The organism is Aestuariivirga litoralis, assembly GCF_015714715.1.
In the GTDB taxonomy this organism is placed as follows: domain Bacteria; phylum Pseudomonadota; class Alphaproteobacteria; order Rhizobiales; family Aestuariivirgaceae; genus Aestuariivirga; species Aestuariivirga litoralis_A.
Genome location: NZ_WAHS01000001.1, coordinates 656,084 through 676,850, shown reverse-complemented (window position 1 = coordinate 676,850; position 20,767 = coordinate 656,084). Strand labels below are relative to the sequence as shown.

General features: G+C 57.3%; 20 protein-coding genes. 13 read left to right on the top strand and 7 right to left on the bottom strand.

The window, feature by feature from the left end; all coding sequences use genetic code 11:
* Window positions 1-90 precede the first annotated feature (90 nt).
* A complete protein-coding gene (locus tag F8B91_RS03545) occupies window positions 91-672 on the bottom strand; it encodes a cold-shock protein (RefSeq protein WP_196502331.1) in 582 nt (193 codons plus the stop codon).
* A gap of 352 nt (window positions 673-1,024) precedes the next feature.
* Here F8B91_RS03545 and F8B91_RS03540 point away from each other — a divergent pair, with 352 nt between their 5' ends.
* Entirely contained in the window at window positions 1,025-1,450 is a 426-nt protein-coding gene (locus F8B91_RS03540) for a VOC family protein (protein WP_196502330.1), read from the top strand.
* A gap of 33 nt (window positions 1,451-1,483) precedes the next feature.
* Window positions 1,484-2,341, top strand: a complete 858-nt coding sequence (locus F8B91_RS03535; RefSeq protein ID WP_196502329.1) for a helix-turn-helix domain-containing protein — start codon at window positions 1,484-1,486, stop codon at window positions 2,339-2,341.
* A 323-nt stretch (window positions 2,342-2,664) separates the two neighbouring features.
* On the opposite strand, the gene F8B91_RS03530 is transcribed toward F8B91_RS03535, so the two are convergent.
* Window positions 2,665-3,111 (bottom strand): hypothetical protein, encoded by a 447-nt coding sequence (locus F8B91_RS03530; RefSeq protein WP_196502328.1) that lies wholly within the window; start codon window positions 3,109-3,111, stop codon window positions 2,665-2,667.
* Between the two features lie 571 nt (window positions 3,112-3,682).
* Here F8B91_RS03530 and F8B91_RS03525 point away from each other — a divergent pair.
* Both F8B91_RS03525 and F8B91_RS03520 read left to right on the top strand, forming a co-directional pair.
* On the top strand, window positions 3,683-4,783 hold the full coding sequence (locus F8B91_RS03525) for a DNA-methyltransferase (RefSeq protein WP_196502327.1): 1,101 nt from the start codon (window positions 3,683-3,685) through the stop codon (window positions 4,781-4,783).
* Window positions 4,784-4,789: 6 nt separating this feature from the next.
* On the top strand, window positions 4,790-5,803 hold the full coding sequence (locus F8B91_RS03520) for an HNH endonuclease (protein WP_196502326.1): 1,014 nt from the start codon (window positions 4,790-4,792) through the stop codon (window positions 5,801-5,803).
* Window positions 5,804-5,827: 24 nt separating this feature from the next.
* Here F8B91_RS03520 and F8B91_RS03515 read toward each other — a convergent pair whose 3' ends face one another.
* The 3 genes from F8B91_RS03515 to F8B91_RS03505 all read right to left on the bottom strand — a co-directional run bounded on the left by F8B91_RS03515 (window position 5,828) and on the right by F8B91_RS03505 (window position 8,918).
* Complete coding sequence (locus tag F8B91_RS03515; protein WP_196502325.1) at window positions 5,828-6,439, bottom strand: L,D-transpeptidase; 612 nt, start codon at window positions 6,437-6,439, stop codon at window positions 5,828-5,830.
* 152 nt (window positions 6,440-6,591) lie between these two features.
* On the bottom strand, window positions 6,592-8,259 hold the full coding sequence (gene leuA / locus F8B91_RS03510) for a 2-isopropylmalate synthase (RefSeq protein WP_196502324.1): 1,668 nt from the start codon (window positions 8,257-8,259) through the stop codon (window positions 6,592-6,594).
* A gap of 215 nt (window positions 8,260-8,474) precedes the next feature.
* The gene (locus tag F8B91_RS03505) at window positions 8,475-8,918 is read right to left on the bottom strand and encodes an Rrf2 family transcriptional regulator (protein WP_196502323.1); all 444 of its coding nucleotides are present in this window, start codon (window positions 8,916-8,918) and stop codon (window positions 8,475-8,477) included.
* Between the two features lie 155 nt (window positions 8,919-9,073).
* On the opposite strand from F8B91_RS03505, the gene F8B91_RS03500 reads away from it, so the two are divergent.
* The 6 genes from F8B91_RS03500 (at window position 9,074) to mdoH (ending at window position 15,702) form a co-directional block, all read left to right on the top strand.
* Window positions 9,074-9,559, top strand: a complete 486-nt coding sequence (locus F8B91_RS03500) for a sulfocyanin-like copper-binding protein (protein WP_196502322.1) — start codon at window positions 9,074-9,076, stop codon at window positions 9,557-9,559.
* 36 nt (window positions 9,560-9,595) lie between these two features.
* Window positions 9,596-10,723: a copper-containing nitrite reductase gene (gene nirK / locus F8B91_RS03495; RefSeq protein WP_246714953.1), complete on the top strand. Its 1,128-nt coding sequence runs from the start codon at window positions 9,596-9,598 to the stop codon at window positions 10,721-10,723.
* Between the two features lie 6 nt (window positions 10,724-10,729).
* On the top strand, window positions 10,730-11,410 hold the full coding sequence (locus F8B91_RS03490) for a formylglycine-generating enzyme family protein (RefSeq protein WP_196502321.1): 681 nt from the start codon (window positions 10,730-10,732) through the stop codon (window positions 11,408-11,410).
* Window positions 11,411-11,517: 107 nt separating this feature from the next.
* Window positions 11,518-11,892, top strand: a complete 375-nt coding sequence (locus F8B91_RS03485) for a c-type cytochrome (protein ID WP_196502320.1) — start codon at window positions 11,518-11,520, stop codon at window positions 11,890-11,892.
* A gap of 346 nt (window positions 11,893-12,238) precedes the next feature.
* The gene (locus F8B91_RS03480; RefSeq protein WP_196502319.1) at window positions 12,239-13,810 is read left to right on the top strand and encodes a glucan biosynthesis protein G; all 1,572 of its coding nucleotides are present in this window, start codon (window positions 12,239-12,241) and stop codon (window positions 13,808-13,810) included.
* Window positions 13,807-15,702 carry a glucans biosynthesis glucosyltransferase MdoH gene (gene mdoH / locus F8B91_RS03475; protein WP_196502318.1) on the top strand — a complete coding sequence of 632 codons (1,896 nt, stop codon included), beginning with the start codon at window positions 13,807-13,809 and terminating at the stop codon, window positions 15,700-15,702. The genes F8B91_RS03480 and mdoH overlap by 4 nt, the downstream gene beginning before the upstream one ends.
* Here the strand turns inward: mdoH and F8B91_RS03470 are convergent.
* Window positions 15,699-16,610 (bottom strand): PhzF family phenazine biosynthesis protein, encoded by a 912-nt coding sequence (locus tag F8B91_RS03470; RefSeq protein WP_196502317.1) that lies wholly within the window; start codon window positions 16,608-16,610, stop codon window positions 15,699-15,701. The two genes, mdoH and F8B91_RS03470, sit on opposite strands and share 4 nt — an antisense overlap.
* Before the next feature lie 152 nt (window positions 16,611-16,762).
* Here F8B91_RS03470 and F8B91_RS03465 point away from each other — a divergent pair, with 152 nt between their 5' ends.
* From F8B91_RS03465 to F8B91_RS03455, 3 genes are read left to right on the top strand one after another with little or no spacing between them, the layout of a single operon-like run.
* Window positions 16,763-17,203 (top strand): MarR family winged helix-turn-helix transcriptional regulator, encoded by a 441-nt coding sequence (locus tag F8B91_RS03465; protein WP_196502316.1) that lies wholly within the window; start codon window positions 16,763-16,765, stop codon window positions 17,201-17,203.
* Between the two features lie 17 nt (window positions 17,204-17,220).
* A complete protein-coding gene (locus F8B91_RS03460) occupies window positions 17,221-18,315 on the top strand; it encodes an HlyD family secretion protein (protein ID WP_196502315.1) in 1,095 nt (364 codons plus the stop codon).
* A gap of 10 nt (window positions 18,316-18,325) precedes the next feature.
* Window positions 18,326-19,912 (top strand): DHA2 family efflux MFS transporter permease subunit, encoded by a 1,587-nt coding sequence (locus F8B91_RS03455; protein WP_196502314.1) that lies wholly within the window; start codon window positions 18,326-18,328, stop codon window positions 19,910-19,912.
* 99 nt (window positions 19,913-20,011) lie between these two features.
* Here F8B91_RS03455 and F8B91_RS03450 read toward each other — a convergent pair whose 3' ends face one another.
* Window positions 20,012-20,767, bottom strand: a complete 756-nt coding sequence (locus F8B91_RS03450) for a sulfite exporter TauE/SafE family protein (protein ID WP_246714952.1) — start codon at window positions 20,765-20,767, stop codon at window positions 20,012-20,014.

Below are 20,767 nucleotides of genomic sequence, written 5' to 3'. Positions count from 1 at the left end.
CAATGGTAGAGCGAAGCCTATAACCAGGCTCCAGACCATTACCAAGGCACAGACAAAAACTCTCAAAACACACCACCACGCGATAAAGCCTTAGTTCGTGTGGGCCGGGCCGCTTTCCATGCTGTTGCGTACTTCAGCGGCCATCTTGCCCCGGTTCGAGTCACCATAACGCACATAGATCCAGGTGTCTGGAACCAATTCAGCAATGCCGGTTTTACGCAGCACTTCCATGTGAACGAAAATATCGCCCATGCCGTCACCTTCTGTGACAAAGCCGAAGCCGCGCGTGCGGTTGAACCACTTGACCTTGGCGCGCACCCAGCCCGTCGTCGCGGTGACGGGGTTATGCGTGCGGGCCCGGCGCTCAACCGGGTGGATGGCGGTGGAGTGATCGACGCTCAGCACCCGCAGGCACTGGAAGCCCTTCTGGCGCGCTACAACTTCGCAGGCAATGCGTGAGCCTTCGAGCGGCGCTTCAAAACCATCGCGCTTCAGGCAGCTCAAATGCAAAAGAATATCAGGCAGGCCGTTGTCGGGGATTATGAAGCCGTAGCCACGGCCAATATCAAACCATTTAACGAGTCCATCCACCCGAATGATGGAGACCCCATGTTCATTATCTACGACGGAGGAGGTGGATTCCCTGCCCTCGAATTTTGCCGCATCAGACATCTACTTACCAACCCGTGCCCTGAGAGACGATGCCTCATCGCCTCATTTGCAACAAATTGATCAAAATTTTAAGAATTGTACAGGGCGATGTTGTGCATAAGCTTGATGATAGAGCGAATGTTCGCCCGATCATCAAATGCAAAATTCAATCTGTGCGTGAAATTCGCAGCGGTTTCATCCCGTTGCCATGTTGATCAATGCACACAATTCGATTTGCGATCACCGGGATTTTGCCGTGGAAATTTCCAACCATGCGAAAACCAGACGGCGATTCTGACAAAATCTACACAGTTTGACTTCATCCGATTCGTAAGTGATGGTTCTACACCCACTCAATTGAAGGTCATGTCTCATGAAATACTTGCATACCATGGTGCGCGTCAGCGACTTGGACAAATCACTCGACTTCTTCACCCGCGTCCTCGGCTTTGTGGAGCAGCGCCGGCATGTCAGCGAAAAAGGCCGCTTCACTTTGGTGTTCGTCGCCTGCCCCGAAAGCCCTGACGCACCAGTGGAGCTGACTTACAATTGGGACCCCGAGACCTATACCGGCGGCCGCAATTTCGGCCACCTCGCTATCGCGGTTGATAATGTCTACGACTATTGCGCGCGCCTGATGAAGGAAGGTGTCACCATCAACCGCCCGCCGCGCGATGGCCGCATGGCCTTCATCAAAACCCCCGATGGGATTTCGATCGAGGTTCTCCAGCGCGGTGAAGGCACTCACCTGCCCGTACAGGAACCATGGGCGTCCATGCCGAATATCGGAACGTGGTAGGCAACCTGTTCAACTTGTGGTATAAATTCCACAATGAACGCGGGGCGGCCCAACCAATCCATCCATAAAGTGTTCGCGGAGAATCTCCGGGTTCACTGCGCACGCTTCAATTCCATTGCTGAACTGTGCCGCCTGGCAGATATCAACCGCCAGCAATTCAACCGCTATCTCTCAGGGCAGAACCTTCCCAACCCGCGCACGCTTGAACGGCTGAGCGCCGTGCTACAAGTCAGCGAGGCATCGCTTTTTGCCAGCAACGCTGCGGCCGGTTCCACTGAACCCATGGAACCCCAAGGGCTGGCCTTGCTGCCGGAATTTGCGAACCTCGTCCCGCTGCTGAACACGGTGGGCTCTGGCGCCATCACTGACCTGCGCAGCGGCTATTACAATTGCTATGCGCCACTGATTGACCGGCCTGGCTTTTGCGTGCGCATGCTGATCGAGGTGGTGAATGACGGCAAGATTGCCCGCTTCACGAGGCGCACCACATTCAAGCCCATCGGTGCGCCGCAGCCGGAATATGCCGTGGGCCGGCATGGCGGCATCATTCTGGGCGATGTGCACGGGGCCTTGCTCATCGGCCGCAACCGCATCTTCCCGTTTGAGTTCACGGCCTTTAGGATTCAGCGCCCGGCCGCAAGCCAGGCCGTTCCGCGCGCCGGGCTGGCCTTGCTGCGCACCGCGAGTGCCGATATCGCGACGCGCATCGCGGTGGAATATCTGGGCACTGGCAGAACACTGGCACGCCGCGCGATTGCCAGCCTGGGCATTCTGGAAATTGCAGATCCATCGGTTTCCGTGCTGGTGCGGGCGCTGATCACCAGCAAATCGCCGAACTATGTCTCGGCTGAGGAAGACGCAACGCTGTCGGGGTATCGTTCGGATGAATGAGTCAACATCATTGCCAACGGACACGATTGCCGTCTGAATATGCAACAACCGGTTCTTCAAATTTGACTTTGAACACCGGTTGCTGACGCGTCTGAACCCCCAGTCGCGAGTGATCAGATTGTGAAACGTGAGACGTTTCGCTTGCAATTCGCTAAAAGAGCGAATGACTAAAATAATCTAAGCAAATTCAGCGAAGTATCGGCGTTTCAGGTTATTCAAAACCGCCAGATTGCACGCTCTGAGTTAAATGGTGCTCAATTTTCCACCATCGGTGGCAATCCTGTGATCGCCCTTACCGGAGAATCAGCAAGCGTGTGAACTCTTCAGCGGCTTTTTCGTTTGGGACGAGGCCCTCGCACAAAGCGCTTCTCCGGCGGATGTTTCAGCACGCCGCGCGCACTGTATTTGCCATAGAGCGCATCAAACTCGCCCGCCTTCCAGCGCGCCTGCAGACGCTTGAACGCGTCGAGCCGGTCTGCGGCTTGCGCTTCCATTTCGAGCTTGTAGATCTCCATCAGCTCCGGAGAATTCACGATCATCGGCTCATGCGGCGGCAGCCCGTCGAGATACTCTGCGTGCGATATATGCGTGCGCTGGCAATAGAGATCATCATGTGCAGCCACGCAGTGCTGCAGCCGCCGGCAGCGCGCATTGGGGCACTGCGCCAAAGGCTCCGCGCGCGCATGTTCACGCGAAGTGTATCCCGCCCAAGGCGCATGGGTGAGATAGGGCCGGTGGATTTTCGGATCAGGGTTGGGCGGCAGGGTCATGGGGGCCTCAAATGAATGCGCGTTGATGCGCGGATGCGAAAGGAAGAGGGAGGGGAATGCCCGCTCCTGGCTTCAAGCCCGCATATGCTGAGTGTGTGTAGGATATTGGCCGTGAGGCTTGATGCCCGAAAGCAAAGCGCAGCGATTTTAAATCCGGAACTGATATTGGTCAGCCATTGAAGGCGCTTGGGTCTTAGTGCCCAAGGTCCAGGGCCGGAGCTCCCGGAAGAACCCGGCGCGTTGAACCGGAATTCCTGCAGGCGCTGCAGACGAAACCCGCAATGTAGAGACGCTGTCGACACTGTCCCCTCCTGTTGGGTTACGTCCACAAAATGATTAAAATCATAAAATAAAGTACTTGTCAACAGATTTTAGGATTAATTATCTATATTACGCTAGCGCGCCGAGAGCAACCGTTGACGGGTTGACAAACTGACATTTTGGAACATAATAAGAACGACGTGATCTTGGTTTCCGGTCCAATGCATTCAATTGCAGAATCACAACATGCCGTTGATTGTCCCAATCAGTTTGAAACCCACTTGGGTTAGCGCAATAAAAAGTAAATGAGATGGCTACCCCAAAAACATCCCGCCTATACCTTCAGACGAAACTTGGTTCTGTTTATCACTCGGACAGCCTTGATGTTATGCAGTCGATGAAAGCCAATAGCGTGGACTTGGTGATGACCAGCCCGCCATTCGCATTGACTAGGGAAAAAGAATACGGCAACCAAAAAGAAGATGCATATCTGAAATGGTTCGAAGGATTTGCAGAGCACTTTCACAGAATCTTGAAAAATACTGGTAGCCTAGTCATTGATCTGGGTGGGGCATGGAAGCCTGGAACACCTACTAGAAGTCTATACCATTTCAAGCTTCTAATAATGCTCTGTGAGAAGTTCGGATTTCATTTAGCTCAGGAGTTTTATTGGTGGAACCCTTCCAAACTTCCTACACCGGCTGAATGGGTAAATATCAGACGCATCCGTGTCAAAGATGCCATTAATACAGTTTGGTGGCTCTCGAAGACGGAATGGCCTAGAGCGAGTAATAGGCGGGTGCTACAGCCCTACAGCCCAAGCATGGAACACTTATTGGCGAATGGCTATCGAGCAAAAATGCGGCCTTCGGGGCACGACATTAGCAGTAAGTTTTCGATCAATAATGGCGCAGCTATTCCGCCAAATTTGATAGCCATCCCAAACACCGAAAGTAACAGCGCGTACATGCGCTATTGCCAGGAAAAGGGTTTGAAAGCGCATCCGGCACGATTTCCGGCAGAACTTCCAGAGTATTTTATTCGGATGCTGACTGATCCAGGCGATTTCGTTTTCGATCCATTCGGCGGGAGTTGCATTACCGGTGAAGTCGCAGAGCGATTAAACCGCAGGTGGGCATGTGCGGAGCTAGTTGAAAATTATCTCTTGGGAGCAGCTGGTAGATTTAATCAACACCAAGCCACTCCGCGTGCAACTCCGAAGCAAGATGATGGCTATTATAGAATTCCAAGGCCAAGCTTGTTATGGAACGGTCCAGACCCCGTAGCACTTCAACAAGACGGAGGCCAAACGAGACCCACTAAAGCAAAACCCAGTGGTGTATCTTCGATTTCGCAAGAAAAAAAAGCCTCTAAACAGCAGTCATATCCCACTCCTCAACGAGACGATTAATTTTCAATGGCTCGTCTAACTAAGTCCGAATTGCTTCGTTCTGTTGAACATGCCTTTCAGGCAGGGGGTTGGTCAGTACTATATTTGACAAAAGCAGGCGAGCATCCGGCAAGGTATCGAATTACAAAGAATGGTGAATCGAGCTTCACCGTCAAGGTGTTCATATGGAATATTTCCCACGGTGGGGGTTCTGCTCGTAGCGCTTCGGAATATCGGATACAAATTACCGGAATCAATCCAATGCAGTTCATTCCAGAGGTGGGCGGCAAGACCCTAATCCTGGGTTACTGGCAGCAAGAGGAAGTGTTTGCAGGATTTGATGTCCGGTTTCATTCGGGTCTGCTGGGTTCATCTCCATCAATACAGATCAGTGAGGATGCGCTGGTTTCAGCAAATCAAAATCGTTTTTCTACACACCGCAAAGAAACTGGAGAACTGACGGTTGCATTTCAACCAGATTTCATTGGCACATATGCTCAAAATTTAGAACCCCTACATGACGTTGGCAGTATCCGAACCGAAGTTCTTGTGTTGTCAAATATGACAAAAGACCCTCAGGCAATTTCAGATGAAGTGATTGAATTAAGCTTTTCAGAGCCACGCAGATATGCGATTACTCAAACAAAGCGCGCGCTTCGTTCACTCAGCTTTGCTGATCGCGTTCTCACCGCTTATGGACATCAATGCGCGATTTGTGGGATCCAGTTGCGCCTCATTGACGGTGCGCACATTTTGCCAGTTTCAGAAGCTTCGAGCACAGACGAAACATCGAATGGAGTAGCCTTATGTGCCATTCATCATAGAGCGTATGACAATAGTCTGCTGACTTTCGATGAAAACTACAAAGTCCATCTGAACTCTGAACGTACACAAGAGCTCAAGAGATCGGGCCGTGAAGGCAAGCTGAAAGAATTTGAATCTGCTTTACCTGCTGTAATACATCTACCTCCAAATCAGAGCGATCGACCCAAAAGAGAATATGTGGTTGCGGCAAACTTGCTGCGTGGATGGCATCTTTAGAAATTTTGGCCACACTGCGCCAACTCACCTCACCACCACCCGCGTCCCCACCGGCACCTCGGCGAACAGCTCGAAAATGCATTCGTTGAACATGCGGATGCAGCCGCTGCTGGCATTCTTGCCGATGCTGCTGGGATCATTGGTGCCGTGGATGCGGTAGAGCGTGTCGATCCCGTTCTGGTAGAGATAAAGCGCGCGGCAGCCCAGCGGATTGGCAGGGCCGCCCGGCATCTGCACCGGCAGCGCGGGGTTTTTCTGGCGCATGCTTGCAGTGGGCGTCCATGTCGGCCATTTGGCTTTGCGCCCCACCACGGCACTGCCGCTCCACGCCGCGCCCTCGCGGCCCACCGCCGTGCCGAAGCGCAAAGCCACGCCGCGCTCCTGCACCCAATAGAGCAGCCGCGCCGGCGGATCGACGACGAGGCTGCCCGGCGGCTCCGCACCGGTGAAGCGCACCACCTGCCGCTGGAACTGCGGCAGCACCAGGTTCATGTCCATCAGGTCAATACTGAAGGGCGTGTCCGGGATGGTGCCGACCACCCAGTTCTTCTTCGGCGGCGGCTGCGGGCCGGCAAGGGCTGGCGCTGTTGCGAGCGTGGCGAGGCTGGAGGCGAGGAGATTGCGGCGGGTGAGCATGGGAATTTATCGGCGAAGCGTACCGATTTGTAAACGCCCATCCCAAAATCCGTCACCCCCGCGCAGGCGGGGGCCCAGCTTCGGCTCGTTCGCGACTCGCGAATTAAAGCTGGGTTCCCGCCTTCGCGGGAATGACGATATATTGGAGTTGCTTACTTCTTCAGCGCGCGGTTCACGCCGGACACCACCGCCTTGAGTGAGGCCACCACGATGTTCTTGTCGATGCCCACGCCGAACAGCGTTGAGCCATCGGCCAGCCGCAGCTCGACATAGGCGACGGCGGTGGCATTCGCACCATGGCCCATCGCGTGTTCGCGGTAATCCACGAATTCAAAAGCAAGCCCGCTTTCCTTTTTCAGCGCATCAACGAAGCCATCGATCGGGCCATTGCCGTGGCCCTTGATGGTCTTGGGCTTGCCGTCCACCATGATTTTCGCAGTGAGTTCCTGCTCACCATGATCCGCTGCGGATTTGTGCTCGACGAACGCATAGCGGCCATTGCCTTCCAGATATTCCCGGTCAAAGGCGCTTTTCAGCCGGTCGGCCCCCAGCTCCACGCCCTCGCCGTCAGCAATGCCCTGCACCACCTTGGAGAATTCGATCTGCAGCCGGCGCGGCAGCTCGATGCCATGCTCGGTCTCCATCACATAGGCGATGCCGCCCTTGCCGGATTGCGAGTTGATGCGCACCACGGCTTCATAGGAGCGGCCGAGATCCATCGGATCAATCGGCAGATAAGGCACTTCCCACAAGGGCGCATTCGACGCCTTCATATGCTTGAAGCCCTTGTTGATCGCATCCTGATGGCTGCCCGAAAACGCCGTGAACACCAGCTCGCCCGCGTAAGGGTGGCGCGGATGCACCGGCAGCTGGTTGCAATATTCCGCCATGCGCACGAGATCATTGATGTTGGAAATATCGAGCTGCGGATCAACCCCCTGGCTGAACAGGTTCATCGCCAGCGTGATGATGTCGACATTGCCGGTGCGCTCGCCATTGCCGAACAGCGTGCCTTCGACACGGTCCGCCCCCGCCATCACCGAGAGTTCGGTGGCGGCCACGGCCGAGCCGCGGTCATTATGCGCGTGGATCGAATAGATGATGCAGTCACGGTTCTTGATGTTGCGGATCGACCATTCAATCTGGTCGGCATGCACATTGGGCGTGGCCGCTTCCACCGTGAACGGCAGATTGAGGATCAGGCGCTTGTCCGGCGTGGGCTTGATCACATCCATCACCGCCTCGCAGATTTCCTTCGAGTAATCCAGCTCGGTGCCCATGAAGCTTTCCGGCGAATACTGGAAGCGGATCGCCTCGGCCATGCCGCTCTCATCCGTCATCTGGCGCACGAGCTTCGCCGCGTTGACGGCGATGTCCTTGATCCCTGCCCGGTCCTTCTGGAACACGACCCGGCGCTGCAATTCGGAAGTCGAATTGTAGAAATGCACGATCGCGTGCTTGGCACCGCGAATGCCTTCGAAGGTGCGGCGGATCAAGTCCTCGCGGCATTGCACGAGCACCTGGATGGTCACATCATCGGGGATCAGCTTGTTGTCGATCAAATGCCGGCAGAAATCGAAATCGGTTTGGCTGGCTGACGGAAAGCCAATCTCGATTTCCTTGAAACCGATCTTGAGCAGGCTGTTCCACATCCGCATCTTGCGGTCATGGCCCATCGGCTCGATGAGCGACTGATTGCCGTCACGCAGATCCACCGAACACCAGATCGGCGGGTGGTCAATGACGGCATTGGGCCAAGTGCGGTCAGGCAAGCTGACAGGCGTGAAGGCACGGTATTTGTCTTTTGGATTGATCATCATGATTGGAAATCTGCTTTAAGGGGTTTCTTTTGCCGTTCAAGGGTCCCTCAAGGGCCAAGGCAAACGCCCGGGCGGCCCTTAAGGGCGGCTAAGAAGCAGAAGGCCAAGCAGCAGCGCCGGCGCAGGATGCGCGAAGGTGGCGAATGGGGCTGCGGCGAAAACCATACCAGACTGCATAGGCGCAGTTTCCGGGCTTGGCAAGTCTTTGACAAGTCTCAGGACGCCATCTGCTTTTCAAACAGCAGGTCAAGCGCACCGGGATTGCGGGTAATGTCGGCCAGCGTCACCTTGTCCAGCCGCGCGTAGAAAGCCTCCAGCGCATCAAACAACGCGTGTTTCAACGCGCAGGCCGGCGCAATCACGCAGGTATTGGTGGCACGGTTGGCACATTCCACCAATTCGCTCCGCTCTTCGGTGGCGCGCAGCACGGAACCGATATTGATTTTTGCTGCCGCCCGCGCCAGACGCAGGCCGCCCCCACTGCCCCGCACCGTTTCCAGATAACCACCGGTGGCCAGCCTATGGGTTACCTTCATCAAATGGTTGCGGGAAATGCCATAGGCAGCAGAAACCTGTGCAATCGTCACCAGCTCGTTCGGCCGTGTGGCGGCAAAAATAAGAACCCGCAAGGCATAGTCACTAAATCGCGTCAGTCGCACGTCTTCATCCTTGGCTGCACGGCACAAAACCCTGCAGCTCCTAACATGCACATAAAATATATCAATGAGAGGCCCGCCATTTGATCTCAATCAAACCGGAGGCCGATTCCATCCTCTAATGATGCTTACCAGATACATCTTTGAGGAGAACGATAATGAAACTACTGAAATCCCTCGCTGCGGCGGCATTGGTGACCGGCCTTCTGACCTCGGCGGCCCTTGCCGAAACAGTGGTGAAAGTCACGCTCATCGACAAGATGACGGACAGTGACCTGTCCAAGCCACTCGGTCTTGGCGTCGGCATGAAAGCCGATATGTCAAAGGCGCCCATGGGTGTGGCAGTCAACCCCAAGCTCGCCACCCCGGGTGCCGTTCGGCTGGACGTGACCAACCTTGCCTCCAGCCTTGTGCATGAAGTTCAGGTCGCTCGCATCACTGACGAAAGCCAGGTGCTGACCTACGACCAAAGCCGCAACAAGGTGGATACCGAAGGGCTCGAAATTCTCGGCAGCGTCGCCGAAATCATGCCCAGCAAATCCGCTTCCCTGATCATCGACCTTTCGCCCGGCAAATACCTGCTCTTCTGCAACGTCGCGGGCCACTACATGGCCGGCATGTGGGCCATCATCGAAGTCAAATAACGACGTCCCGGATCATCTTTCAAGAAAGCCCCTATCATGACCAACAATAATGGATTTCAATTTTCACGCCGCAGCCTGCTCGGCGTGGGCGCGATGACCGCTGCCGCAGCCACACTCGCCAGCACTCCGGCGCGTGCTGATGATGCAGCCGTTGATGTGTCCAAACTGCCGCGCATCAAACAAACCCTGGTCGCTCCGCCCAACCTCCCGCAACACGACCTGGTCGCGAAGACGGGCCCGGTTATCGTGGAAGTGGCCATGACAATCGAGGAGAAGAAGATCGTCATCGACAAGGAGGGCACCGAAATTTGGGCCTTCGCGTTCAATGGCACCGTCCCCGGCCCCATGATTGTGTGTCACGAAGGCGACTATGTGGAACTGACGCTTCGCAGCCTCGCAACCAACATGATGGAGCACAATATCGATTTTCACGCGTCCACCGGCGCGTTGGGCGGCGGCGCGCTTACCAAAATATTGCCGGGCCAGGAAGTCGTATTGCGCTGGAAGGCCATCAAGGCGGGCGTGTTTGTCTATCACTGCGCCCCGGGCGACGTGATGATCCCCTACCATGTGGTGCACGGGATGAATGGGGCCGTGATGGTCCTGCCCCGCGATGGTCTGAAGGACGGCAAGGGCAACGCCTTGAAATATGACATGGCCTATTATGTCGGCGAGCAGGACTTCTACATTCCACGTGACGAGAAGGGCGCGTTCAAGAAATACGAAACGGCGGGTGAAGATCTGCCAGAATCGCTGGACGTGATGCGCACGCTGATCCCCAGCCATGTTGTGTTCAATGGGGCTGTCGGTTCACTCACCGGCGACAATGCGATGAAAGCCAAGGTCGGCGAAACGTTGTTGATCATCCACGCTCAGGCCAACCGCGATACCCGCCCGCATCTGATCGGCGGCCATGCTGATTATGTGTGGGAGCACGGCAAGTTCGCCAACGCACCAGACACTGACTACGAAACCTGGTTCATCCGGGGTGGATCAGCAGGTGCCGCACTCTACAAATTCAGGCAGCCCGGCATCTATGCCTATGTGAACCACAATCTGATCGAGGCTGTGATGCTGGGGGCAACGGCGCATTTCAAGGTGGACGGGCAGTGGAGCGATGACCTGATGATGCAGGTGGCCAAGCCCCGGCCCATTACGGGATAGACGAGTTTGCGCAGCGTATTCGCCATCGCCGTCGGTGCCCTCATACTCTCCTGGGCCGGGCTGCCGCATGACAATACGCTGCGCGAATCCATGATCCGGGTGAAAATGCCGGATGGTCATGTCCTGCTGGTTTCTCCGGTCGAGGTGACGACGGCAGACTGGCGGCGCTGCGTGCAAGACAAGGCCTGCACCCACGGCCCGAAGGCGAATGACATCGCAGTCCGACAGCCGATGACGGGAGTCAACTGGTTCGACGTGAACGAATTTCTCGCATGGGCCAACACGCGCGCGGGCGGAAACCTGCGCCTGCCGATGCGTCAAGAATGGCGCTGGCTTAACCGCTCGCTCGAAAAGCCCCGGCCTGCGCCCCTGTTCACTGATCCCCGCCTCTCATGGGCCGCTGCCTATGGCCAGGAAGAAAGTCCAGGCGGGCCTGTGCGTCCCTCAGGGGCCTTTGGCGCTACCCCGGACGGGGTCGCCGACCTGAGCGGCAATGTATGGGAATGGACAGCATCATGCGCTGTCAGTGGATTTGACGGTCAGGCCGCGAATGATTGCCCTGCCTATGTGGTGGAAGGCGCACACGAAGCGGAGATTCCGATCTTCCTTCGCAATCCAGCAGCAGGTGGTTGCGCCACGGGCACACCGCCCACTTACCTGGGCGTGAGACTGGTTTCGGATGAATGATCAGTCGAGCGTGTTGGAATTTGATGGAAACTATTCGGGGCCGCGTCGAAACGCATAATTGCCCCCACGGCAAACTTTGATATTAATTTCAACAAGAGGAAACCAACATGAAAAATATAATATATCTTGGATTTGCGCTCATTTTCAGCGCCACTGCCGCCCACGCTGACGGCGACGCAGTCAAGGGCGAGCAAGTCGCAAAAATGTGCGAAGCCTGCCACTCCTTCACCGATAAAACCAACAAGGTTGGCCCTTCACTGGTGGGCGTGTTCGGTCGCAAGCCCGCTTCATTCGAGGGCTTTGCCTATTCCGACGGCTTCAAAAAATTTGGTGAATCCACGGCGGCCTGGGACGATGCCACACTTGATGCCTATCTGAAGGCTCCGATGGTCGTGGTGCCAGGAACCAAAATGGCCTTTGGTGGGGTCAAGAACGATGCCCAGCGCGCCGACCTGATCGCCTTTATCAAGACCAAGCAGTAACCCGTTTCACCACCCGGCAAAATTGCGGCCGCCCTTGGCTTTCAAGGGCGGCTTTTTTGCTTCAATCAACGGAACCTAAGCGAAACTTCCGCGTTTGAAGCCTCGGCAGAGGCGCTCGGCTTGCAATCTCATGCTGCACTGCACGGTTGCACAAGCGAGGAATATCCCAAGCGTGGTTGAATATCGCTCAGATTGCAAATTTGTCATGGAACCTCAAACAATTGGCCGATGTATCTGGCGTCCGGGAATCCTGACGCCCGCCGCTGTTTTGCCTAAGTTTACGGCTTTACAAATCGATGACTGTCAGCCAGTTTCGCACCGCACCATAATTTGAGTAACGTTCTGCATGTCTTCTACGCGCCGTCAATTCCTGAGCCTTTCCGCCCAGCTTGCCGCTACTGTGGCCTTGCTCCGCGAAAGCGCCCTGCCTGCCTTTGCCGATGCGCCGGTGCTCTATGAAAAACCCAGCGCCTTTGCGGAAGACCATGTGAAATCCCTGGCCAAGGCTTTGGCTGCCAAGCCCTTCGTCGATGAAAAGATCGAAATGCCCAAAGGCTTCGATTCGATCACTTACGACCAGTACCGCGACATCCGCTTCAACCCTGACAGGCAAATCTGGAAGGGCGAAGCGCATGGCTTCTCCTTCGACATGTTCCATTCGGGCTTCCTGTTCACCCGCCCCGTCGATGTTTATGTGATTCAGGACGACCAGCAGTCACGCCTGAAATACGATCCATCGCTTTTCATCTTCGGCCCCAAGATCACCCCACCCGATGCCAAGGTGGATTTGCACTATGCGGGCATCCGCCTGCGCTATCCGATCAACAATGCCAACACCGCTGATGAGATCGCGGTGTTCCAGGGCGCATCCTATTTCCGCGCGGTGGCCAAGGGCCTGAATTACGGCCTCTCCGCACGCGGCCTTGCGATTGATACCGGCCAGCCTTCGGGCGAGGAATTCCCCTTCTTCAAGGCCTTCTGGATCAAGCGGCCGGAAGCCGGCACCGGCACGATTGTGGTGCATGCGTTGCTCGACAGCCCCTCGGTGGCGGGTGCGTATCGCTTCGCCATCAAGCCCGGCGAAGACACCCAGATGGATGTGGAAGTGACGCTCTATCCGCGCCGTGATCTTGAACATGCGGGCATCGCACCACTCACTTCGATGTATCTGTTCGGCCCCATGGCGCGCCCGGTGGAAGATTTCCGCGAGGCGGTGCATGACTCAAACGGCGTGATGATGCTGACCGGGCGCGGCGAATGGATCTGGCGCCCACTGAACAACCCGAAGACTTTGCAAGTGTCTTACTTCGAGGACCAGACGCCGCGCGGCTTCGGCCTGATGCAGCGCACCCGTTCATTTGAAGATTTCCGCGACATAGAGGCGCGCTATGAGCGCCGCCCCAGCGCCTGGATTGAACCGATCGGTGATTGGGGCGCAGGCTTTGTGACCCTGTTCGAAATCCCCAGCAATGTCGAAACCAATGACAACATGGTGGCCTATTGGCAGCCGAAGGACCCGCTGAAGCAAGGCAGTGAATATTCTTATGTGTACCGCCTGCACTGGTGCCCGGAATGGCCGCTGGACCCGACTGCCGCAGCGGTGAAGCTGGTGACGTTCTCTGGCTCCGGCGTGGCGGTGGATTTCACCACTACCCCTCCGACTTATGATCCGGGCAAGCGCATCTATGTGATTGAATATTCCGGCCCCGGCGAAGCCGATGAATTCACCGCCACGGCCACCGCCAGCGCAGGCACAGTCGATCAGATCAATGTGATCAAGAATGATGTGACCGGCGCCATCCGCGTGACCTTCCGTCATGATGCGAGCGGTTTGGATTCAGCTGAACTGCGTGCCAACCTGAAGCGCGGCGATACGGTCGCTGGTGAAACCTGGCTTTACAGGTGGGTGAAGGCGTGAAGATAGAACAGCCCAGCACCCTGCCCCTTGAATCTCCGCTGGCCATGCCGGCACAGGAGCTGGGAATCTGGGCTGGTGGTGCAAGGCCGCTGAAGCGCCCCGGCAAGCGCAACTTCGCGCGGCTGTTCGTCTTCGCTGTGACGCTGGTGCTGGTCGCCATCGGCACCACGCTTATTTATGAAGTGATCAGCCCGGTGGATATCACGTCACTGCAGATCATCTTCGCCGCGATCTTCGCGCTCACTTTCTCATGGATTTCCTTTGCCTGCGCCAGCGCGCTGCTTGGCTTCTTCGTGATCCTGGCGCGCAAGGAAAAGCGCCCGCGCCTGGCGCCAATGAGTGCGATGGGCCGCACGGCTTTGCTGATGCCGCTCTACAATGAAGACCCGAGCATGGTCTTCGCCACGCTGACGCGCATTGGCCAAGGCCTGGTGGCCAAGCAGGCGGGCGCGGCCTTCGACATTTTCGTTCTGAGCGACACGCGCAAGGATCACGCCGCCGCGCAGGAAGTTGAAGCCTTCGAAAAACTCCGCGCCGCGCTCGGCCGCCAGATGGGCGTGTTCTACCGCAGGCGTGCCGACAACCACCACCGCAAGGCCGGCAACATCGCCGACTTCGTGACGCGCTGGGGCGGTGCTTATGACCACATGATCGTGCTGGATGCCGACAGTGACATGTGGCCCGACACGTTGATCACGCTGGCCCGCGCGATGGCCCTCGACAGTGAGGCCGGCATCATTCAGACACTGCCGATCCTGCGCAACCGCTGGACCGCCTTTGCCCGCATGACGCAATTTGCCGGTGCCATCTATGGACCGCTGGTGGCCGCTGGCATTTCAGCCTGGCATGGCCGCGATGGCAATTACTGGGGCCACAATGCCATCATCCGCACCAAGGCCTTTGCCGCCGCTGCCGGCCTGCCCGAACTGAAGGGCCGCAAGCCTTTTGGCGGCCACGTTATGAGCCATGATTTCATCGAAGCTGCCTTGATCCGCCGCGCGGGTTGGGCCGTCTATATGCTGCCTGATGTGAAGGGCTCCTATGAAGAGCCGCCGCCGTCGCTGATCGACGTCGCCGTGCGTGACCGGCGCTGGGCGCAAGGCAATCTGCAGCATGCCAAGATCGTCTCCGCGCGCGGCCTGCATTGGATCAGCCGCATGCATCTGATCCAGGGCATCATGTCTTACCTTGCTTCGCCATTGTGGCTGCTGCTGCTGGTAGTGGGCTTGGGACTGGCCGCCGTGGCGCGTTTCACCACGCCCAATTATTTCCCTGGAATCGCGCTGTTTCCGGCCTGGCCGGTGTTCAATCCGGAACTCGCTCTGCGCCTGCTCTGGATCACCGCCATCGTGCTTTACATGCCGAAAATTCTGGGACTCATTCTGGCGCTTTCAGATAAGGAACAACGCCGCAGTTTTGGTGGTGCTGTCGGGCTGATCAACAGTTTCGTGGCGGAGATTTTGCTCTCGATGCTGCTGTCGCCGATCATGATGCTGGTACAGACGCGCTGCGTGATCGACATTTTCTCCGGCCGGGATTCCGGCTGGAATACCCAGAACCGCAATGAAGAGGTGATGCCTTTCAGTTCTGCGTTACAGCAACATGCGCAACATGTGCTGGCCGGCGTGATCTTTGCGTTTGTGGCCTATTCAATTTCAGTTTCGGCCTTCCTGTGGATGCTGCCGGTGGTGATCGGTTTGCTGCTGGCCCCCGTGGTGTCCTGGGCCACCAGCCGCGCTGATCTGGGCCGCTGGCTGTGGAAGGTGAATGTGTTCCGCACCGCCAGCGAGCCGCGCCCGGCCACGCCCAGCGGAAGGCTGGTCCACGCCATTCCGCGCATGGCCATTGCCTATTCAAGGGCGCGGGCCATCAAATCCCGCCGCCAGAACTAAAGCTCAATCTCGCCGCTCATCATGCGGATGGCAGAGCCGCCGACGCGCACCGCCGTCAGCGCGCCATCCTTCACATCTGCTTCAAGCCGCAGGTCAGACGGGCGGCCCATCTCATAGCCCTGCTCCAGGTTCCAGCTATGCTTGCCATCGGCCAGCTTTTCAGCCGTCAGCAATTGCGCCGCCAGGAGCGCCGTGGCTGAGCCAGTCGCCGGATCTTCGGGAATGCCGCCGGTGGGCGCATACATGCGGGCGCGGTAAGACGCCTGTGGGCCATCGCCACCCGGCGTGTAGATGTACGCCGCAACCACGCCCTGCATCGGCTTGATGAGCGCCGACCAATAGGGTTCCAGCACCTTGCTCTTTTCCAATGCGGCACGGGTTTTGACCGGCACGTAGAAGAATCGTGGGCCGCCCTCAAGCGAGGCAATCTGATGGCTGCCAAAGCCGATGTCGGCCGCATCAAGGTTCAACGCGCGCGCCGTGTCTTCCACCGATGGAAGGGCGATGTCGACGTGGAATGGGATGACCGGCGCAGTGAAAATCCCCGACATGCGATCCGCAATCCGCGAGACTTTGACCGGGGTTAGGCCAGCGGGCAGTTCCAGCCGGATTTCAGTCTGCAGGCTGCAGCCAGGCTTGTTCTTCAGTTCCGCCAGCAGGATCGCCGTGCCCAGCGTGGGATGCCCGGCAAACGGCATTTCGCCACCAGGGAAAAAGATGCGCACTTTCGCGGTGTTGGCCGGATTTTCCGGCTTCATCACAAAGGTGGTTTCGGAGAGATTGAACTCCTTGGTGATAGTCTGCATCTGCGCGGTGGTCAGCCCATCGGCATCCAGCACCACGGCCAGCGGGTTGCCGGAAAACCTTTGGGCGGTGAAAACGTCCAGCGTGTAAAATTCGAGTTTCATGAGGTTTTTCTGCCACTGGCCAAAACTTGCCTCAACCAAAACATTGTCCCTGTTGTTACTGCACTCCAGACATGCGCATTTGGCACGCCGCATCTGGCGCAGAAGATGATATACAAATCATATTATATCGCCCTGCATATGAATTGCCTCCCTTGAACACCAAACAAGAAACCCTCGGATTTCTCGTCTCCGACATCTCCCGCCTCATGCGCCGCGCCTTCCAGGAACGCCTGGAGGGCTGTTCGCTGTCGGTCACCGAGGCGCGGGCGCTCTATCACGTCTCCCGCCATGAGGGCCTGCGGCAGGTTGATCTCGCCAACTTGCTGGAAGTGCAGCCCATCGCCATGGCACGCCTGATCGACCGGCTGGAAAGCCTGAAATTTGTCGAGCGCCGCGCCACGCCGCATGACCGCCGCGCCTATCAGATTTACCTGCTGCCCGCCTCGCAGAAGGTTCTCGCCTTCCTCGAGGTCGAAGGCGCGGACCTGCGCCAGGCGGCCACCAAGGGCCTCAGCCGCGCCGAGGTCACAGCGCTTCACGATGCGCTCGGCCATATGCGCAACAATCTGCAATTTCTCATTCACAAGAAGTAACGATTATGAGCACCACCATGACTGCCAAAGCTGACAAGCAATCCGCCGCTGAACCTGTGGCCAAGCCGAAATCCCGTTCTGGGCGCCGCTTCCTGCTGCTGGTCGTTGTGCCGCTGCTGGTGATCGCGGGCGTGGGCCTCTGGTATCTGCATGGCGGCCGCTTTGCCGAAACCGAAAATGCCTATGTGCAATCCTCGATGACGCTGGTCAGCCCGGAAGTCTCCGGCATCGTGAAGCAAGTGACCGTTTCTGAAAACCAGCCAGTGAAGGCCGGCGATGTGATCCTGCGCCTCGATGATGCGGCGCTGAAAGTGGCGCTGGACCGCGCCCAGGCCAAGCTTGATCAAGTGAAGATAGATTTCGCTGGCTTGAAGGCCAGCTACGACGAAAAGCTCTCCGAGATTGAAAGTGCCAGGACCCGTAGCGAATTCGCTGAGAAGTCCCTCACCCGGCAGACTTCACTCACCGCCAAGAATTTCGCCGCCGAATCCACCCTTGATGATGCGACGCAAGCCGCAACCTTGGCCAAGCAGCAGATTGCCTTGCTGCAGCTGAACCTGCAGCAGATCGTGCAATCCCTCGGCGGCGATCCCAATGCCGCGCTGGAAAAATTCCCCGCCTATCTCTCGGCCCAAACCGATGTGGCCCAGGCCGAGCTTGACCTCACCCACACCGAGATCAAGGCCCCGGCTGATGGCTATGTTTCGAAACTGCCTTCCATCGGTGCCTATGTGATCGGCGGACCCGCTGCCGTGGCGGCCACGCCCTCCTTCGCGCTGATCGCCTCCAACAATCTGCGCGTTGATGCCAATTTCACAGAAACCGAAATCACCTATGTGAAGCCCGGCCAAGATGTTGACATTACGGTTGATACCTATCCCGGCATCACCTGGAAGGGTGTGGTCGATAGTTTGAGCCCTGCCACCGGTGCGGCCTATGCGGTGATCCCCGCTGAAAATGCCACCGGCAACTGGGTGAAGATCGCCCAGCGTGTTCCGGTGCGCATCAAGCTGGTGCCGCAGGACGGCCAGCCGCAGCTGCGCCTCGGCATGAGTGCTTACGTCTCCATCGATACGCATCACCAGCGTTCCTTCATGGGTTTCCACTTTTAAGGCCTGACCAATGACTGCTGCAGCCATACCCGTCCCCGCCAAACTGCCGGATGAAAGCCAGCGCCTGCTGGTGACGGCGGCGGTGATGTTGGCCACCATCATGCAGGCGTTGGATACCACCATCGCCAATGTGGCCTTGCCGCATATGCAGGGCAATATGGGCGCCACCCAGGACCAGATCTCCTGGGTGCTGACGTCTTACATCGTGGCCGCCGCCATCTGCACGCCGCTCACTGGTTTTCTTTCCGCGCGCTGGGGCCGCAAGCGCCTGTTCATCATGGCGGTGATCGGCTTCACGATTGCCTCCATGCTGTGTGGTGCCGCCCAGAACCTGCCGCAGATCGTATTGTTCCGCCTGTTGCAAGGCGTGTTTGGCGCGTCGCTCGTGCCGCTGTCGCAAGCTGTGCTGTTGGACTCTTACCCTAAAGAAAAACACGGGAGCGCCATGGCCCTCTGGGGCATCGGCGTGATGGTGGGGCCAATCCTGGGCCCATCACTCGGCGGCTGGCTGACGGAGTATTACAACTGGCGCTGGGTGTTCTATATCAACCTGCCCTTCGGCATTCTGGCCTGGCTGGGCATCCAGACTTTCGTGAAAGAAACTCCACTCGATCCTGACCGCAAATTCGATCTCTTCGGCTTCACGCTTTTGAGTGTAGGCATTGGCGCATTGCAGATGATGCTGGACCGCGGCGAAAGCAAGGACTGGTTTGCCAGCCCGGAAGTGGCGATTGAAGCGCTGCTGGCGGGCCTGTGCATCTACGCCTTCATCGCGCATATCTTTACCGCCAAGAATGCCTTCATCGACCCGGCCATTTTCAAGGACAAGAATTTCTCGATCGGCCTTCTGTTCATCTTCATCATCGGCATCATCCTGCTGGCAACGATGGCGCTGCTGCCGCCTTACTTGCAAAGCCTTATGGGCTATCCGGTGATTGATGTGGGCATCCTCCTGGCACCGCGCGGCTTCGGCACGTTGTTTGCGATGTTCGCGGTCGGGCGTCTCTCCGGCAAGCTTGATGCACGCATCATGATTTCCTTCGGCCTCAGCATGACCATCATCTCGTTGTGGATGATGACCAATTTCACTACCGATATGTCGGGCACCCGCATTGTGATTTCCGGCATCATCCAGGGTTTTGGCTTGGGCTTCATCTGGGTGCCGCTCTCCACGCTGACCTTTGCCACCCTGCCCGCGCATTTCCGCACCGAAGGCACGGCCCTGTTCAGCCTGATCCGCAATATCGGATCATCCATCGGCATCTCAGCCGTGATCACCTATCTGTCGGAGCGCACGCAAATCAACCACGCGGCCTATGCCAGCCTCATTACCCCGTTCCGCCCCGCCATCGAATTGGCGGTCAACAGCCACGCGATGGATTTGACCACGCGCTTTGGCCTTTCCATGGCCAATGCCCGCGTGAGTTTCGCTGCTGCCGATCTGGCTTACCTGCAGGATTTCCGCCTGATGATGTGGATCACCATGTGCGCCTTCCCACTGTTGCTGCTGCTCAGCCCGCCCAAAAAGGCCAAGGCCGTGAGCAAGAAAGAACAGCAGGAAAAGGAAGATGCCATCATGGAGTCGGTGATGGAATAACAAATCCGGACTTAATCTGTACACTGCCCCCAGTTGCAGATTGAGTTCCGTATAGCGGCCCCATCATTGGCCTCAATGGTGGGGCTGCACCCCAAAAGCTCAACCAATCCACTGATGCCACAGCGGCGGCACAGCTTCCTTGAACAGCAGGATGGCCACCACGATCAACGCCAGTTCCACTGTGCGGAAGAAAATCTTCTCGGGCAGAATGCCGGTCAGCTTGTAGCCGGCCCATGCGCCGAACAGCGACATCGGCGCGAGATACACACAAATCCACAAGCTCGACACGTTGACCTGATCCAGCACCCAGTACGGCGGCAGCTTCAGCAGATTGATGATCGCGAAGATGATGGTGGTGGTGCCCGCATAAGTCATCTTGCTCAGGCGCTGCGGCAGCACGAACATATTGTAGGGCGGGCCACCGGCATGGCTGACAAAGCTGGTGAAGCCCGCAATCGTGCCCCAGAACAGGCCGCGCGGGACATCGGCAGGCTTGGCCGGAATTTGGCGCCAGGCCTTGAAGATGGCATCGAGGCAATAGGCCACGCCGATTAACGCCACCAGAAGCTTGACCATGTTTTCATCGGTCAGATGCGCGGTGAGAAACCCGATGATCACGCCGATCAATCCGGCAGGAACAAGGATAGCGATATTACGGGCGGAATATTCATGCCGGTACAGCCACAGCCCATACCAGTCACTGAGAATGTAGATAGGCAGGATCAGGCCCGCCGCTTGGCCTGCGGGCATATGCAAGGCCAGCAGCGGCACCGCCAGAAGCCCAACCAATTGCAAGCCACCCTTGGAGGCACCGACAAAGAAAGCTGCCAGCAGCGCCAGCAACCAGAAAGTCAT